Source organism: Halomonas sp. LS-001, from assembly GCF_052983955.1.
The window spans coordinates 36,769-52,755 of sequence record NZ_CM129816.1 but is presented as its reverse complement, the minus strand read 5'-3'; the positions used below and the strand labels follow the sequence as shown (position 1 = coordinate 52,755).

Sequence of the window (15,987 nt, the reverse complement as noted above, 5' to 3'; positions counted from 1 at the left end):
CCTGCTTGCCAAATACTTGAGGGTTGGTCGCCGCTAATTCCTACTGTCAGGAAATCAGCGCGACTGCGCCAGGAAGTTGGCGGTATCCAGTTGGCCAATCGTCTGCATGACGGCCACCAACTTATCGGCATAGCGCGGGTCAGTGGCATAACCGCCAGCCTGGAGCGCTTGTGCGGCCTGCTGAGGGCTGCCCGCGTTCACGACGGCGGCATAGCGTGGGTTATCGCCGATCAACGAAGCGTAATCCGTAAAGGCCTGAGCATAGGAGTCATAAACACGGAACGTATCGACCATCTGGGTACGCCGACCCTCAATATATTCGTGAGTCACAATATCCGTGGTTTTGCCTTCCCAGCGACTCCCGGCCTTGATGCCAAACAGATTATGGCTGTTCTGGCCGTCTTGCGTCGCGATGGCATGGCGTCCCCAACCTGTCTCCAGCGCGGCCTGTGCCAGAATCAGCTCAGCGGGGACACCGGTTGCCTGGCTGGCTTGCTGAGCAGGCTCAGCCAATGCCGCCTTAAACTGCTGAACATGGTCAGCCTGACGAGCAGGCGCCTCAGCAAGCGGTGCTTCAGGCGCAGGCGCTGGAGCAGGTGGCGTTTCACGCCCGGTTTCAATTTGATTGATAAAGTCCAGCGGCTTGGCATCTGTCGCATCAGCGGGCGGTGGTACAGGCAGGGAATCCATGCCGCGTAACGGCTGTGGTGTGCCACGTGGAATACCGGCAATCAGCGACTGGGTGTCGCGGTCAGCACCTGCCACCGACTCACTGCGCTGAAACGCCCCCTGGCGCTCCAGCTGGTCAACCAGCGCATCCGCAAGCCCGATGCCGCGTGAGGCAATGACTTGCGACCACTGCTGATCCAGCATCGACTGGTAAAAGTCGGTTGTCTGGCTATTCATCAACCCAGAAGCAGGAATGGTGTCACGCATGCTTTTCACCATCATCTGCACAAAGATGGCCTCAAACTGCTGGGCAGCACTTTCCACGCCCTTTTCCGGGTCCATTCGCGCCGTGTGCTGCAAGCGCTGGAAGCCCTGCATATCCAGCGCAAACTGGGCCGTCATGTCCTGGTTGATGCTCACTAGATCACCTCCAGTTCAGCGCGCAGCGCACCCGCGACTCTTAGCGCTTCCAGAATCGACATCATATCCTGCGGCGTGGCGCCCAGGGCATTCAGGGCGTTGACCACTTCGCTCAGGTCAGCCCCTTCAACAATCTGCAAGAAAGCTTCCTGCTGTTCAATATCCACATCAGCATCCGGCACAACGACGGTCTGGCCGCCACCCAAGGGGTTAGGCTGGCTAACGCCAAAACGGGCATCGATCATGATTGACAGGCTGCCGTGAGCCACCGCCGCCTGCTGCAAGGTAACCGACTGGTTCATGACCACCGAGCCGGTGCGAGAATTAACCACGACCTTGGCGCGAGCACGGTTGGGTATCATGTTGATATTCTCCACCCGGGCCATGAAGTTGACGCGCGAGTTATCATCCACTGGGCCGTCCAGGGCAATCACGCCGCCATTACGGGCATAAGCCACTGAGCGACCAAATTCATTATTGATGGCGGTGACCATGCGCTGCGCGGTACCAAAATCCGCTTCGTTAAGTTGCAGTTCCAGCGTGCCGCCGTTGGCTCCCAGATTGAGGGGAACTTCGCGCTCGACCATCGCTCCATTAGGAATCCGCCCGGAAGCCTGCTGATTGATCTGCACACTGCTACCGCCGGCTTCTGCCCCGGCACCGCCGACCAGCATATTGCCTTGTGCAATGGCGTAGGTATCACCATCGGCACCCTTCAACGGGGTCATCAACAGCGTACCGCCGCGCAGACTGCGCGCATTGGCAATCGAGGAAACCACAATATCCAGATCCTGCCCTGGGCGGGCGAACGGTGGTAAGTCTGCCGTCACCATGACGGCTGCCACATTACGCAGCTGCAGGTTGGTGCCGGCAGGTACCGTCACACCAAGCTGAGAGAGCATGTTGGTCAGGCTTTGGCTGGTGAACGGTGCCTGTGTCGTCTGGTCACCGGTGCCGTCCAGCCCTACGACCAGGCCATAACCCACCAGTTGGTTGGCACGCACACCAGCAAAGGTGGACAGTTCCCGTATCTGTTCCGCCTGAACGGGCAATGCCATCAGGCACATCAGGGCAAAGGTGCCCAGCAGGTGCCATAGCCGCCACTTATTCACTACTGGCTTGATTCCATCGAATTGCTGACTGTCCATCCGGGTGCCTGCTTGCCGTTCAGTTGATCTAGAAAGGCGATACATTCAGGAAGAAACGCTGCAACCAGCCCATGGTCTGGGCTTCATTGATATAGCCATCGCCAACGTATTCAATCCGCGCATCGGCCACTTGGGTCGAGGGCACCGTGTTCTGGGCCGTAATCGTGCGCGGATTCACCACGCCTGCAAAGCGGATAAATTCCGTGCCCTGATTGATCGCAATCTGTTTTTCACCACGCACCCTGAGGTTGCCGTTATTCATAACTTCCAGCACGGACACCGTAATCGTGCCGGTAAACGAGTTGGATGCCTGAGAGCCGCCGCTACCGGCGAAATCACTGTTACCGGAAACGTTAAAACCATATTCTGCCAGGGCATCCAACATATCCGGCAGCTGCTCCAGTTCCAGCCCGGCGCTGCCTTCACGGTTGGCATTGGATTGCGAGTTCTTGCTGGCGCTAACGTCTTCATCCAGCACGATGGTCAGAATGTCACCAATCGAACGCGGGCGACGATCTTCAAACAGTGGCTGGTAGCCTCGGCGCACCTGGTAGATAGAACCGTTGGCCACGGGTGGCGGCCGGTCCACAATCGATATCTGCTCCTGCTCGCCTACGACCGACGCGCGGGGCACTTGTGCGCACCCCACCACGGTCATCATCAACAGCACGACTCCACACAACGCTAGGCACTTACCGTAGCGGGCTAACCACTGGCTCATCATGATGCTTTCACTCCGCCGTCACAGCTGGCTCAAACGTGCCAGCATTTCATCACTGGTGGAGATCGACTTACTGTTGATTTCGTAGGCGCGCTGGGTCTGGATCATGGTGACCATTTCTTCCACCACACTGACGTTGGACGTTTCTACAAAGCCCTGGAACAGACTGCCAATGCCATTCTGGCCTGGAATATTCTGGTTCGGCGCGCCGGAAGAGCCGGTTTCGCGATACAGATTGCCACCGATGCTTTCCAACCCGGTCGGGTTAATAAACGATGCCAGATTGACTTGCCCAACCTCGTTACCCAAGGCGTTACCGGGTTCAGTCACGCTGACCGTGCCATCTTCGCCAATGGTCACTGTCAGTGCATTGGGGGGAATGAAAATAGCCGGTTCGAGCGGGTAACCATTGGCGCTAACCATCTGACCATTTTCATTTAGCTGGAAACTGCCATCCCGCGTATAGGCAGTGGAGCCATCCGGCATCAGCACCTGGAAGAAGCCTTTACCGTTAATCGCCATATCCCGCGAGTTTTCAGTCTGCTCCAACCCGCCCTGGGTGTGCAGACGTTCCGTGGCCACTGAACGCACCCCGGTACCTACCTGCATGCCGGATGGCAAACGGTCCTGGATATTATTCTGTGCACCCGGTTGGCGCATATTCTGGTAAAGCAGGTCCTCAAAGACTGGCCGCGAGCGTTTGAAACCGTTGGTGCTCACGTTCGCCAGGTTATTGGAGATCACGTCCAGCTTGGTCTGCTGGGCTTCCAGACCGGTCTTGCCTGTCCAGAGGGATGAAATCATAATGTTATTTCCTTTGGCTGCTTGGCTTTATCAGCCTTGTATCGAGAGGATGCCGTTAGCGCGCTGAGCATTTTCATCGGCGGTGCTGATCATCTTCATCTGCAGGTCATAGCGGCGCGCCACGTCAATCATCGACACCATGGCGCCGACGGCACTGACGTTACTGCCTTCCAGTGCACCACTGACCAGACGGGCGTTGTCGTCTGCCGCCAACACGCCCGGCAAACCTTCTTCGTTAAGCGGTGCCCGGAACAGGCCATCTTCGCCGCGGGTGAGTTCACCTTCTTCCAGCGTAACCAGCTTGAGGCGACCCACATCCACCAGCGCTTCTGGCCCTTCGCCTTCAGGAATGGCACTTAACGTGCCATCGGCCCCGACGAAAATCTCAGCCCCCTGAGGGACATTGATGGGCCCACCGTCGCCTATCACCGGGCGCCCGACATTCAGCACAATGCCGTCAGCATCAATTTGCAGGTCACCACGGCGAGTGTAGGTTTCGCTGCCATCTTCGGCCTGTACCGCCAGCCAGGCGTCACCCTGCATGGCCACATCCAGGGCACGGCCCGTCTGTTCCAGCTGGCCTTGAGAAAAGTTAGTGCCCGGTGTGGTGGTCACCGCGTGAGTGCGTGTTTCCAGCCGTGCTTCACCCTGAACCGGCACTGAGCGCACAGCATCCAACTGGGCACGAAAACCTGTCGTCGTTACATTCGCCAGGTTATTACTCACCACGGATTGCTGATCCATGCTGTGTTTGGCACCGCTCATGGCGGTATAAAGCATTCGATCCACAATAGACCCCTCACCTTGCTAGGCTAACAACGCCTCGGGCTAACAGCATCAGCCACGCGTTACAGATTGATAATGGTCTGCAGCAGCTCATCCTGAGTGCTGATGGTGTTGGAGTTGGCCTGGTAAGCCCGCTGGGACACTATGGTATCGACCAGTTCAGCCGCCAGGTCCACGTTGGAGGCTTCAACCGCCTCAGCCTGAATCTGGCCAAAGCTACCGGCACCTGGCGCGCCAAGGTTTTCAACGCCTGAGGCGTTGGTGGCTGCCCACAGGTTATTACCGATCGGGTTCAGGCCTTCTTCATTACGGAAACTGGCCAGAGAGATCTGCCCGGCCGCGCGGGTTTCACCGTTAGTGAAATTACGCAGAATCTGGCCGTCTTCTGTCACGTTAATGCCTGCCAGGGCACCCGAGGTAAAGCCATCCTGGTTCAGCTCTTTCTGCAGGGAATCCGCGGCGTACTGGGTGGTGCCGTTGAACAGAAACTCGATATCAAGCGGCACTGCTACATCCCCCCCAGGGATACCGGCGATGTTTACGCTTTGACCATTTGCAGCTGCCGGGTCTATAGATGGGGTTAATGCTACCGTTGTATCAACGCCGTTAACAGGATCAGAAAATGCATCAATAAACCCATCTGGGGTGGTAACTAATCCGCCATTTTCATTAAAATTAGCATTAAAACTGCCTCTAAAAGTACCATCTGTGACTACATTAACCTGCCACTCATTACTGCTAACGTTATCAGGATCAGCGCTAGGAAGACGCTCAAAGTACGTTGCTACATTGACGGTGTTACCTAAAGAATCATAGGCAGTAAAGTTGTTGGAAAAATGGTAGTTAACTGCTAATGGATTCGCTCCTCCATTATCGACTTCTATAGTACTTCCTGGCCCAGCAACTGTTCCTGCATCCAGGTTCAGCAAGGCATTCACTTCTGTCGTCGCCTTGGCGGGAATATCATTAGCGGGAACATTCAGCGCCTGCGGCGCACCGCCCACTACCACGTTGGAAAACGGAAAGGCCTGCTCGTCATCGGTATCTTCGGTCACGCCTGCATCCATGCCGTAGCCCATCAGCTTATCGCCCTGAGCATTAACGATATCGCCGCTGGCGGTGACGCTGAACTCGCCGTTACGTGAATAGCCAATTTCCCCCGTGGAACGCTCCAGGCGGTAAAAACCTTCACCAGCAATCGCCAGGTCCAGATTACGACCGGTATTTTCGATGCTGCCCTGATTGAAGTTCTGGCGTACATCAGACACCTGCACACCGATACCACGAGAAGCCGCAAACACATCGGCAAACAGCACGTCAGAGCTTTTATAGCCGACGGTTTGCGAGTTAGCGATGTTGTTGCCTGCCGAGTTCAGCTTTTCTGACTGAGCATTCAGGCCCGCGAGTGCCGTTGTAAATGACATAATATTTCCTCACCGAAGCGTGTTTTGCATGAAAGCGTTGTATTTTGGAACGCTTATCTGTTTATGACTGATTTGCCAAACGTAGTTAAAGAATCTGTTTAACCTGATCCAGCGCTACCTGACCGTATATCGCACCCAGATCAAGCCGCACATCGCCATTATTACCATTGGCGGTGGCCACCCCTTGTACCAGCGCATAGTTGAGTGGCTGGGCGTTCATTTCCTCGCCTTCGCCATCAAACGCGTTCAGGCTGACACGATAATCACCCGGTGGTAACGCTTCGCCGTTGCTGTTCAATCCATCCCAGCTGAAGGACTGCACACCGGCGTCAACATTTTCGACCTGTTCGGTATACACCACTTCGCCGCCTTGACTGCGAACCGTGATTTCAACACGTTGAGCAGGTTGGCCAAGTTCCACACCAAAGGGTGTCGCATTGGCAGAGCCGTCTTCATTGTTGCTGACCTTGACGCTGTTACCCGGCACCAGTACGGCATTGCCGATCAGGCCAGAGGCCTGGAGCATCTTGCCAGCGTCCATCTGCTGAGTAATGCCTTGCAGGGTCTTGTTCAGCTCCTCAATGCCACTGACGGTATTGATCTGGGCCAGCTGTGAGGTCATTTCGGCGTTTTCCAGCGGATTCAGGGGGTCCTGGTTTTCCAGCTGGGTAATCAACAGGGTCAAAAAGCTCTGGCGTAGCTCGTCAGATTCGCTTTGGCTTAATTTCGCGCCACCACCACCGTTGATATTGCTCAGTGTGGCTGGGTTAATACCGTCTACCATGGTTTACCCCTCACCCAAGGTCAGTGTTTGCATCAGTAACTGCTTGCTGGTGTTGAACACCTCAACGTTAGCCTGGTAGGAGCGCGATGCTGAGATCATATTGACCATCTCATGAGCAGGCTCGACGTTGGGCTTGGAAACATAACCTTCTTCGTCAGCAGCCGGATGATTGGGCAAGTATTCACGCCGCAGCGGTGAATCATCTTCCACGACCTCCGTTACCCGCACCCCACCAACGCCGTAACGGGTATTGTGTGCCTGGGTTTCAAACATCACCTGCTTGGCGCGGTAGGTCTCCCCGTCCGGACCAGCAATACTGTCAGCATTGGCAAGGTTGCTGGCGGTCACGTTCAAGCGCTGGGATTGCGCCTGCATGGCCGAGCCTGAAATATCAAAAGCGGAAAACATGGGCATGGTTCCTTGTTGTTCTTGCGCTATAACGTATCCGTGGTGCTAATCGGGGCATTACTCAGGCTGCATGGCACTCTTTAACCCCTGAATGCGGCTATTCAACATGGAAAGCGCAGCCCGATAACGCACGGCGTTATCCGCAAACTGGGCCCGCTCTGCATCCATATCCACTGTGTTGCCATCAAGGCTTGCCTGGTCTGACACGCGATAAAGCAGATCAAGATTGCCCGCGCCATTGACGGCAGGCCCTTGGCCGGGAAGATGGCGCTGGGATGTAAGCGATAACGACAGCCCATCGCGCCCTGACGGTGACGATGCAGCGCCTTCGACAGCACGCTTGAGCTCACTGCCAAAATCGATATCCCGCGCCTTATAATTAGGCGTATCAGCATTGGCAATATTGGCCGCCAGTACTTCATGGCGAGCGTGACGCAACCCTAGCGCCTGCTGATGAAAATTAAAGGCAGATTCAAGTTGATCAAGCATGCTGACCCTCGCGTTGCGAGCAATGTTAAATAAAGAAAATTAGCTATGATGGAGAATACTCGGAGTACCGTCAGCCTAAAGCAGAGAACAGCCGTTTTTTCGGGCTGTATTTCTGCTGATGCAGGTGTCTCCATTGCGTAAACTTTACGATCCTTGACAGCTTCATCGACGATGTAGGCCTTTATGCTCCATGTTTTGTTTTATGCGCGTCTTTCTATACGGTGGTGTGTCGGTATATTGCTAATGAGCGGTCTGCTTGCGTTATTAGCCCCAATGGCCGCTCACGCCGATAATCAGGCCCTGATTCAGAAGGTTCAGCAGTTTTTGTATGAGCAAACCCAGGCCTTGGGCGAAGACGTCATGATTGAATTACGCCCCCCTTCACCACATTTGCCCGCCTGCATCGACCCCGAACCCTTTCTGCCCAATGCCGACCAGTCGCCATTGGGGCGCGTGAATGTTGGGGTACGCTGCGGAGAAGCCCAGCGCCAGGTCCGCTACCTGCAGGCCCAGGTCGATGTCATTGGTGGATATCCCGTCGCGACCCAGGATATTCCCCGTGGAGCCGCCATCACCGCCGCCATGATTGGCTTGCAACAAGGCAACTTGAGCGATCTTTCGGCTCGAGCAATCACCGATCCTCAAGCGATTATTGGCAAGGTGGCGCGTCGCCCCATTCGCAGCGGCAGCACCCTGCAACCTCACGATATTCAGGCACCCTTACTGGTTGAACGTGGGCAACGGGTTAGCGTCATAGCACAAGGGGATGCGTTTCGCGTTTCACGCGAGGGCGAAGCCATGGATAATGGTGCGGAAGGTGAGCGTGTACGTGTACGTTTTGGCAGCCGGGATATTCTTGAGGCCCGCGTGGTCGCTGACGGTCAGCTAATGATTGATTTCTGACATTGGCACTAAAGTTTGCTGGAGGCTAGCCGATAACATCATCATTGGCGCATCATCGCCTACCCGTTTCAGATGGAGGCTTACACCGTGAAAATTGATACTTTGAATTCGCTGCTGAGACCTAACCAGGCTCAGCAGCGAGATGACGCACAGCGTGCGCAGATGCAGAAAACGGGTAATGCCGGTAATGCGTCTACCGCGGCGACTCAGTTAAGCCAGCAGAGTACGGATACATCGCAGGATATCGACCGCGCCAAAGTGGATGAAATTCGCACAGCGATCCGTGAAGGCCGTATGGAGATCAATCCGGAACGCATTGCGGATGGCCTGCTTTCCAAACTTTAATGCCCGAGTCAACGCGCTCCGGGTAATTAGCCATTTGTCACAGGCAGACTCTGCCAGGAGCTCCCATGAGCCTTTCACGCCTACTCAGTGAACAACAAGCGCGTATGGATCAGTTGATTCATCTGATGGAGCAGGAGCAAAAGCAACTGACCCAGGGCGATATTGACGGCAACGCCCTGGCAGCCCTTGCAGAAGAGAAGCAAGAACTGCTTGCGGCGCTGGATAACAAAGAATCCCTGCGGCGCAATATTCAGCAACGCCTGGGATATCCTGCGGGACATGAGGGTGCCAAGCAGGCAGCACTTGATGCCAACTGCCCAGATGACTGGCAAAGCCTGGTGATCAAAGGCGAGCGGGTAGCGCGCATGAACGAATTAACCGGACAGATGTTGGCTTTACGCATGAAACACAACCAACAGATGCTTGATTATATTCGCCAGATCGCTGAAAAAACGCTGTATAAACCAGACGGCCGCAATAGCGCTCAGCCCGGACGTATCAACGCGTCAGCCTGACACCTCGCTATTATGTTAGTGAACCTTTCCTTGTATTAAAAATAGACAAATATTGTACAAAAAGCTTCAATGGGAAGATCTCTTTCTAATCTGGAGCCTATTATGTTGCTGCCTCATCTTCCGGATGGTTTTACTGCCGTGGTCACTGGCGCCAGTGGCGGTATCGGCCAGGCAATGGTCAAGACGTTGTCTGCCTCGCAACGCCCTTCACGTATTATTGCCGTCAGTCGCTCTCCCCAGGATTTTCCTGACCCGCGTATCGAAACACTTACCGCCGATATCAGCCAGGAAGCTGGGCGTATGCGTTTACAACAACACCTGAATGCTCAACCGGTCCATCTGTTTTTTAATGCGGTGGGTATGCTTCATGATGCGTCGCAAGACATTTCGCCTGAAAAACGCATGGAAGACATTGATGCTGCGCATTTCGCGCAGGTCATGCACATTAATGCGGCAACGCCTGTCCTGTTGCTGGCGTCTATCAAGCGCTCTCTGCAGGGCAAACATCCGGTGGTCATTGGCAGTCTATCAGCGCGTGTCGGCTCCATTAATGATAATGGCTTTGGCGGCTGGTACAGCTACCGTGCCAGTAAAGCCGCGCATAACATGCTGATGAAAACCTTTGCTATCGAACTTAAACGGTTTAACAAACAGGCTATTGTGCTTTGCCTTCATCCCGGTACAACCGATACCCCTTTATCCCAGCCTTTCCAGAGCCGCGTTCCCGAGCATAAGCTTTTCACCCCCGAGTTTGTCGCGGACAGCCTGCTGGATGTCATGTCTCAGCGTACTCCCGAGGAGACAGGCAGCTTCTGGGACTGGGCGGGAGAGGCGATTGAGTGGTAAATAACACCCCCAAAACAAAAAACCCAGCCACATCGTCATTCCCGCATGCCCTTAGCGGGAATCCAGATTGACCCTGGTTTTTCGGGCTTCAGCAGGAAAGGTCAAGGTGGATTCCCGATAAACCCACTCGGGAATGACAGCCCTGCAACACGCGCAAGAAGAATACTTTATTCCACGCACAGCAAAACGCCCCGAACACAAAGTGCTCGGGGCGTTTCTCAATAAGTGCCTGACGATGACCTACTCTCGCATGGGGAGACCCCACACTACCATCGGCGCTAAGCGGTTTCACTGCTGAGTTCGGCAAGGGATCAGGTGGTTCCCGCTCGCTATGGTCGTCAGGCGTAACTGGTTATATCAAGCTGATTTTCACGCGTTATCGCGAAGTACGTATTTTACATTGTTCGTGCTGATGCACTGTGATCGTCTCTTGCGTATCCGGTGCGCTTTCGCGCTCGTTGTCACTGCGACCAGACCCCTTGGGTGTTATAGGGTCAAGCCTCACGGGCCATTAGTACACGTTAGCTCAACGCCTTGCAGCGCTTCCACACCGTGCCTATCAACCAGCTGGTCTCGCTGGGCCCTTCAGGAGGCTCTAGGCCTCAGGGATGTCTCATCTTGAAGGGGGCTTCCCGCTTAGATGCTTTCAGCGGTTATCCCGTCCGCACTTAGCTACCCGGCAATGCCACTGGCGTGACAACCGGAACACCAGAGGTGCGTCCACTCCGGTCCTCTCGTACTAGGAGCAGCCCTTCTCAAACATCCAACGCCCACGGCAGATAGGGACCGAACTGTCTCACGACGTTCTAAACCCAGCTCGCGTACCACTTTAAATGGCGAACAGCCATACCCTTGGGACCGACTTCAGCCCCAGGATGTGATGAGCCGACATCGAGGTGCCAAACACCGCCGTCGATGTGAACTCTTGGGCGGTATCAGCCTGTTATCCCCGGAGTACCTTTTATCCGTTGAGCGATGGCCCTTCCATACAGAACCACCGGATCACTAGAACCTGCTTTCGCACCTGCTCGACGTGTCTGTCTCGCAGTCAAGCACCCTTATGCTCTTGCACTCATTGCACGATGTCCGACCGTGCTGAGGGTACCTTCGTGCTCCTCCGTTACTCTTTGGGAGGAGACCGCCCCAGTCAAACTACCCACCACACACTGTCCTCGATCCGGATAACGGACCTGAGTGAGAACGCCAATGATGCCAGGCTGGTATTTCAAGGTTGGCTCCGCCCGAACTGGCGTCCGGGTTTCCAAGCCTCCCAGCTATCCTACACAGGCAACATCAGCGTCCAGTGTGAAGCTATAGTAAAGGTTCACGGGGTCTTTCCGTCTAGCCGCGGGTACACCGCATCTTCACGGCGATTTCAATTTCACTGAGTCTCGGGTGGAGACAGCGTGGCCATCATTACGCCATTCGTGCAGGTCGGAACTTACCCGACAAGGAATTTCGCTACCTTAGGACCGTTATAGTTACGGCCGCCGTTTACCGGGGCTTCGATCAAGAGCTTCTCCGAAGATAACACCATCACTTAACCTTCCGGCACCGGGCAGGCGTCACACCCTATACGTCCGCTTGCGCGTTAGCAGAGTGCTGTGTTTTTACTAAACAGTTGCAGCCACCTGGTATCTTCGACCGGTTCGGGCTAGGAGAGCAAGTCTCTTCACCCTACGCCGGCGTGCCTTCTCCCGAAGTTACGGCACCATTTTGCCTAGTTCCTTCACCCGAGTTCTCTCAAGCGCCTTGGGATTCTCTCCCTGACCACCTGTGTCGGTTTGGGGTACGGTCGCACATGATCTGAAGCTTAGAGGCTTTTCCTGGAAGCGTGGCATCAATGACTTCCTGACCGTGGTCAGTTCGTTTCGTGTCTCGGCCTTGAAGTCTCCCGGATTTACCTGGGACACAAGCCTACTCACTTTCACCAGGACAACCAACGCCTGGCTCACCTAGCCTTCTCCGTCCCCCCATCGCAATCATGTCCGGTACGGGAATATTGACCCGTTTCCCATCGACTACGCCTTTCGGCCTCGCCTTAGGGGCCGACTCACTCTGCTCCGATTAGCGTCGAACAGAAACCCTTGGTCTTCCGGCGAGGGCGTTTTTCACGCCCTTTATCGTTACTCATGTCAGCATTCGCACTCGTGATACCTCCAGCAGACTTCTCAATCCACCTTCATTGGCTTACACGACGCTCCTCTACCGCTCATCCAGAGGATGAACCCGTAGCTTCGGTACCTGATTTAGCCCCGTTACATCTTCCGCGCAGGCCGACTCGACTAGTGAGCTATTACGCTTTCTTTAAAGGATGGCTGCTTCTAAGCCAACCTCCTAGCTGTCTGAGCCTTCCCACATCGTTTCCCACTTAATCAGGATTTCGGGACCTTAGCTGACGGTCTGGGTTGTTTCCCTTTTCACAACGGACGTTAGCACCCGCTGTGTGTCTCCCACGCGTCACTCACCGGTATTCGGAGTTTGCCTCGGGTTGGTAAGTCGGGATGACCCCCTAGCCGAAACAGTGCTCTACCCCCGGTGGTGCTACATGAGGCGCTACCTAAATAGCTTTCGAGGAGAACCAGCTATCTCCGAGCTTGATTAGCCTTTCACTCCGATCCACAAGTCATCCAAATCTTTTTCAACAGATCCTGGTTCGGGCCTCCAATTGATGTTACTCAATCTTCACCCTGCTCATGGATAGATCGCTCGGTTTCGGGTCTATACCCTGCGACTGGTGCGCCCAGTTAAGACTCGCTTTCGCTACGGCTCCCCTATACGGTTAACCTCGCCACAGAATATAAGTCGCTGACCCATTATACAAAAGGTACGCCGTCACGGAACAAGTCCGCTCCGACTGCTTGTACGCACACGGTTTCAGGGTCTATTTCACTCCCCTCTCCGGGGTTCTTTTCGCCTTTCCCTCACGGTACTGGTTCACTATCGGTCAGCCAGGAGTATTTAGCCTTGGAGGATGGTCCCCCCGTCTTCAGTCAAGGTTTCTCGTGCCCCGACCTACTCGATTTCACATGATCAGATTTTCGACTACGGGGCTATCACCCGCTATGGCCGCGCTTCCCAGCGCATTCGCCTAATCAGTCACATGCTTAAGGGCTGGTCCCCGTTCGCTCGCCGCTACTAGGGGAATCTCGGTTGATTTCTTTTCCTCAGGGTACTTAGATGTTTCAGTTCCCCTGGTTCGCCTCCTGTCACCTATGGATTCAGTGCAGGATACTCATCTTGTGATGAGTGGGTTTCCCCATTCAGAAATGCCCGGGTCACAGGTTGTTTGCCACCTCGCCGAGCCTTATCGCAGGCTTCCACGTCTTTCATCGCCTCTGGCTGCCTAGGCATCCACCGTGTGCGCTTCATTGCTTGACCCTATAACCCGAAGGAGTCTGGGGTTCGCAATGACAACGATTGCCGGATACGCTTGAGACGTATCACATAACAATTTATTACGTACATGGTTCTTTCACGTTCGTGATCCACAACAGCGTCATAAAGACGGTGATGGATCGCGTTCTTAAAAGAACCTTATCAGCTTGATATATTGTTAAAGAGCGACTGCCATAAGCAGTGATAAACGAATGCTTTTTCACGTTAAAAAGAAAAAGAAAAGTCTTTAAAAAAGGTCTTTTCTCTTTTTTCAATATGAAGAAATCGCTTATCACTGCGTATCAACAGCTATCTGATCAGGTAATTCATTGTGAGCGCTTACCGCGAGGATAATGCATCGTTTAAGGAGGTGATCCAGCCGCAGGTTCCCCTACGGCTACCTTGTTACGACTTCACCCCAGTCATGAACCACACCGTGGTGATCGCCCTCTTGCGTTAGGCTAACCACTTCTGGTGCAGTCCACTCCCATGGTGTGACGGGCGGTGTGTACAAGGCCCGGGAACGTATTCACCGTGACATTCTGATTCACGATTACTAGCGATTCCGACTTCACGGAGTCGAGTTGCAGACTCCGATCCGGACTGAGACCGGCTTTAAGGGATTCGCTCACTCTCGCGAGTTGGCAACCCTTTGTACCGGCCATTGTAGCACGTGTGTAGCCCTACTCGTAAGGGCCATGATGACTTGACGTCGTCCCCACCTTCCTCCGGTTTGTCACCGGCAGTCTCCTTAGAGTTCCCACCTTTACGTGCTGGCAAATAAGGACAAGGGTTGCGCTCGTTACGGGACTTAACCCAACATTTCACAACACGAGCTGACGACAGCCATGCAGCACCTGTCTTACAGTTCCCGAAGGCACACCAGAATCTCTTCCGGCTTCTGTAGATGTCAAGAGTAGGTAAGGTTCTTCGCGTTGCATCGAATTAAACCACATGCTCCACCGCTTGTGCGGGCCCCCGTCAATTCATTTGAGTTTTAACCTTGCGGCCGTACTCCCCAGGCGGTCGACTTATCGCGTTAACTTCGCCACAAAGTGCGCTAGGCACCCAACGGCTGGTCGACATCGTTTACGGCGTGGACTACCAGGGTATCTAATCCTGTTTGCTACCCACGCTTTCGCACCTCAGTGTCAGTGTCAGTCCAGAAGGCCGCCTTCGCCACTGGTATTCCTCCCGATCTCTACGCATTTCACCGCTACACCGGGAATTCTACCTTCCTCTCCTGCACTCTAGCTTGACAGTTCCGGATGCCGTTCCCAGGTTGAGCCCGGGGCTTTCACAACCGGCTTATCAAGCCACCTACGCGCGCTTTACGCCCAGTAATTCCGATTAACGCTTGCACCCTCCGTATTACCGCGGCTGCTGGCACGGAGTTAGCCGGTGCTTCTTCTGCGAGTGATGTCTTTCCTGCCGGGTATTAACCGACAGGCGTTCTTCCTCGCTGAAAGTGCTTTACAACCCGAGGGCCTTCTTCACACACGCGGCATGGCTGGATCAGGGTTGCCCCCATTGTCCAATATTCCCCACTGCTGCCTCCCGTAGGAGTTCGGGCCGTGTCTCAGTCCCGATGTGGCTGATCATCCTCTCAGACCAGCTACGGATCGTCGCCTTGGTGAGCCATTACCTCACCAACCAGCTAATCCGGCATAGGCTCATCCGATAGCGGGAGCCAAAGCCCCCTTTCTCCCGTAGGACGTATGCGGTATTAGCCTGAGTTTCCCCAGGTTATCCCCCACTACCGGGTAGATTCCTATGCATTACTCACCCGTCCGCCGCTCGTCAGCATCTAGCAAGCTAGATCTGTTACCGCTCGACTTGCATGTGTTAGGCCTGCCGCCAGCGTTCAATCTGAGCCATGATCAAACTCTTCAGTTTAAAATCATTGTGATTCTTACTTGTCACTCTAAAGCAACAAAAGCGAATCAAACTTGGCTCAAGGTTCAAACGAATTCATTTCAATTTACATTGTCATGACCGCTTGCCTTGATATTTGGTGATTTATCACCCTCATCGGCAAGCGCCCACATGAATTACCTGATCAAATTTTTAAAGAGCATTCGCGAGGTGGTGGTTAAACCGCGTCATTCGATGACCTGAATGACTTGCCTCAGCGAGGAAGGCATATTCTACGCATTCCTGTGTGTTTGTCAATGACTGATTTCGATGTTGATTCCGATTTCAGCGGGAGAAGAAAACGCAATGACTATTCGCTAACTTCTTGACAAACCGAAGGTTTTTACCTTCAACTTTCTTTTTAACACCGCGGACAACGCTGTGCGTCCCCTGCAGCGGATGCGTACTTTACGGTTTCGCCGCAGAGGATGCA

Annotated in this window: 13 protein-coding genes and 3 rRNA genes; 4 read left to right on the top strand and 12 right to left on the bottom strand. The window is 54.3% G+C overall.

All coding sequences use genetic code 11. The features are described 5' to 3' along the window. Positions 1-54: 54 nt before the first annotated feature. From flgJ to flgB, 9 genes are all read right to left on the bottom strand, one after another. A complete protein-coding gene (gene flgJ / locus ACU6TU_RS00240) occupies positions 55-1,089 on the bottom strand; it encodes a flagellar assembly peptidoglycan hydrolase FlgJ (RefSeq protein WP_447142602.1) in 1,035 nt (344 codons plus the stop codon). Next, positions 1,089-2,156, bottom strand: coding sequence for a flagellar basal body P-ring protein FlgI (locus ACU6TU_RS00235; RefSeq protein ID WP_447144155.1), 1,068 nt, complete (start codon positions 2,154-2,156; stop codon positions 1,089-1,091). The genes flgJ and ACU6TU_RS00235 overlap by 1 nt, the downstream gene beginning before the upstream one ends. Positions 2,157-2,265: 109 nt before the next feature. Next, entirely contained in the window at positions 2,266-2,898 is a 633-nt protein-coding gene (locus tag ACU6TU_RS00230; RefSeq protein WP_447144154.1) for a flagellar basal body L-ring protein FlgH, read from the bottom strand. Positions 2,899-2,979: 81 nt separating this feature from the next. Beyond that, positions 2,980-3,762, bottom strand: a complete 783-nt coding sequence (gene flgG, locus ACU6TU_RS00225; protein WP_447142601.1) for a flagellar basal-body rod protein FlgG — start codon at positions 3,760-3,762, stop codon at positions 2,980-2,982. A 30-nt stretch (positions 3,763-3,792) separates the two neighbouring features. Then, on the bottom strand, positions 3,793-4,551 hold the full coding sequence (locus ACU6TU_RS00220) for a flagellar basal body rod protein FlgF (protein WP_447142600.1): 759 nt from the start codon (positions 4,549-4,551) through the stop codon (positions 3,793-3,795). Positions 4,552-4,610: 59 nt separating this feature from the next. After that, entirely contained in the window at positions 4,611-5,972 is a 1,362-nt protein-coding gene (locus tag ACU6TU_RS00215; protein ID WP_447142599.1) for a flagellar hook protein FlgE, read from the bottom strand. 85 nt (positions 5,973-6,057) lie between these two features. Beyond that, the gene (locus ACU6TU_RS00210; RefSeq protein WP_447142598.1) at positions 6,058-6,756 is read right to left on the bottom strand and encodes a flagellar hook assembly protein FlgD; all 699 of its coding nucleotides are present in this window, start codon (positions 6,754-6,756) and stop codon (positions 6,058-6,060) included. A 3-nt stretch (positions 6,757-6,759) separates the two neighbouring features. Beyond that, positions 6,760-7,170 carry a flagellar basal body rod protein FlgC gene (gene flgC, locus ACU6TU_RS00205; protein ID WP_447142597.1) on the bottom strand — a complete coding sequence of 137 codons (411 nt, stop codon included), beginning with the start codon at positions 7,168-7,170 and terminating at the stop codon, positions 6,760-6,762. Between the two features lie 51 nt (positions 7,171-7,221). Then, complete coding sequence (gene flgB, locus ACU6TU_RS00200; protein WP_447142596.1) at positions 7,222-7,653, bottom strand: flagellar basal body rod protein FlgB; 432 nt, start codon at positions 7,651-7,653, stop codon at positions 7,222-7,224. A 243-nt stretch (positions 7,654-7,896) separates the two neighbouring features. Here flgB and flgA point away from each other — a divergent pair, with 243 nt between their 5' ends. From flgA to ACU6TU_RS00180, 4 genes are all read left to right on the top strand, one after another. After that, on the top strand, positions 7,897-8,556 hold the full coding sequence (gene flgA / locus ACU6TU_RS00195) for a flagellar basal body P-ring formation chaperone FlgA (protein ID WP_447142595.1): 660 nt from the start codon (positions 7,897-7,899) through the stop codon (positions 8,554-8,556). A gap of 87 nt (positions 8,557-8,643) precedes the next feature. Then, on the top strand, positions 8,644-8,901 hold the full coding sequence (gene flgM / locus ACU6TU_RS00190) for a flagellar biosynthesis anti-sigma factor FlgM (RefSeq protein ID WP_447142594.1): 258 nt from the start codon (positions 8,644-8,646) through the stop codon (positions 8,899-8,901). 65 nt (positions 8,902-8,966) lie between these two features. Continuing rightward, positions 8,967-9,416 (top strand): flagella synthesis protein FlgN, encoded by a 450-nt coding sequence (locus ACU6TU_RS00185; protein ID WP_447142593.1) that lies wholly within the window; start codon positions 8,967-8,969, stop codon positions 9,414-9,416. 105 nt (positions 9,417-9,521) lie between these two features. Then, positions 9,522-10,262: an SDR family NAD(P)-dependent oxidoreductase gene (locus tag ACU6TU_RS00180; protein ID WP_447144153.1), complete on the top strand. Its 741-nt coding sequence runs from the start codon at positions 9,522-9,524 to the stop codon at positions 10,260-10,262. 227 nt (positions 10,263-10,489) lie between these two features. Here ACU6TU_RS00180 and rrf read toward each other — a convergent pair. From rrf to ACU6TU_RS00165, 3 genes are all read right to left on the bottom strand, one after another. After that, a 5S ribosomal RNA gene (gene rrf / locus ACU6TU_RS00175) occupies positions 10,490-10,605 on the bottom strand. Between the two features lie 147 nt (positions 10,606-10,752). Next, positions 10,753-13,643: ribosomal RNA gene (locus ACU6TU_RS00170) — 23S ribosomal RNA — on the bottom strand. A 360-nt stretch (positions 13,644-14,003) separates the two neighbouring features. After that, positions 14,004-15,536: ribosomal RNA gene (locus ACU6TU_RS00165) — 16S ribosomal RNA — on the bottom strand. The 16S, 23S and 5S rRNA genes sit together here, the layout of an rRNA operon. Between the last annotated feature and the right edge of the window lie 451 nt (positions 15,537-15,987).

Excerpts from the sequence above, each read along its gene's own strand:
- ACU6TU_RS00210 (WP_447142598.1), bottom strand. The coding sequence starts at position 6,756 with ATGGTAGACGGTATTAACCCAGCCACACTGAGCAATATCAACGGTGGT.
- flgA (WP_447142595.1), top strand. The coding sequence starts at position 7,897 with ATGAGCGGTCTGCTTGCGTTATTAGCCCCAATGGCCGCTCACGCCGAT.
- flgG (WP_447142601.1), bottom strand. The coding sequence starts at position 3,762 with ATGATTTCATCCCTCTGGACAGGCAAGACCGGTCTGGAAGCCCAGCAG.
- flgC (WP_447142597.1), bottom strand. The coding sequence starts at position 7,170 with ATGCCCATGTTTTCCGCTTTTGATATTTCAGGCTCGGCCATGCAGGCG.
- ACU6TU_RS00185 (WP_447142593.1), top strand. The coding sequence starts at position 8,967 with ATGAGCCTTTCACGCCTACTCAGTGAACAACAAGCGCGTATGGATCAG.
- ACU6TU_RS00215 (WP_447142599.1), bottom strand. The coding sequence starts at position 5,972 with ATGTCATTTACAACGGCACTCGCGGGCCTGAATGCTCAGTCAGAAAAG.
- ACU6TU_RS00230 (WP_447144154.1), bottom strand. The coding sequence starts at position 2,898 with ATGATGACCGTGGTGGGGTGCGCACAAGTGCCCCGCGCGTCGGTCGTA.
- ACU6TU_RS00235 (WP_447144155.1), bottom strand. The coding sequence starts at position 2,156 with ATGTGCCTGATGGCATTGCCCGTTCAGGCGGAACAGATACGGGAACTG.
- flgB (WP_447142596.1), bottom strand. The coding sequence starts at position 7,653 with ATGCTTGATCAACTTGAATCTGCCTTTAATTTTCATCAGCAGGCGCTA.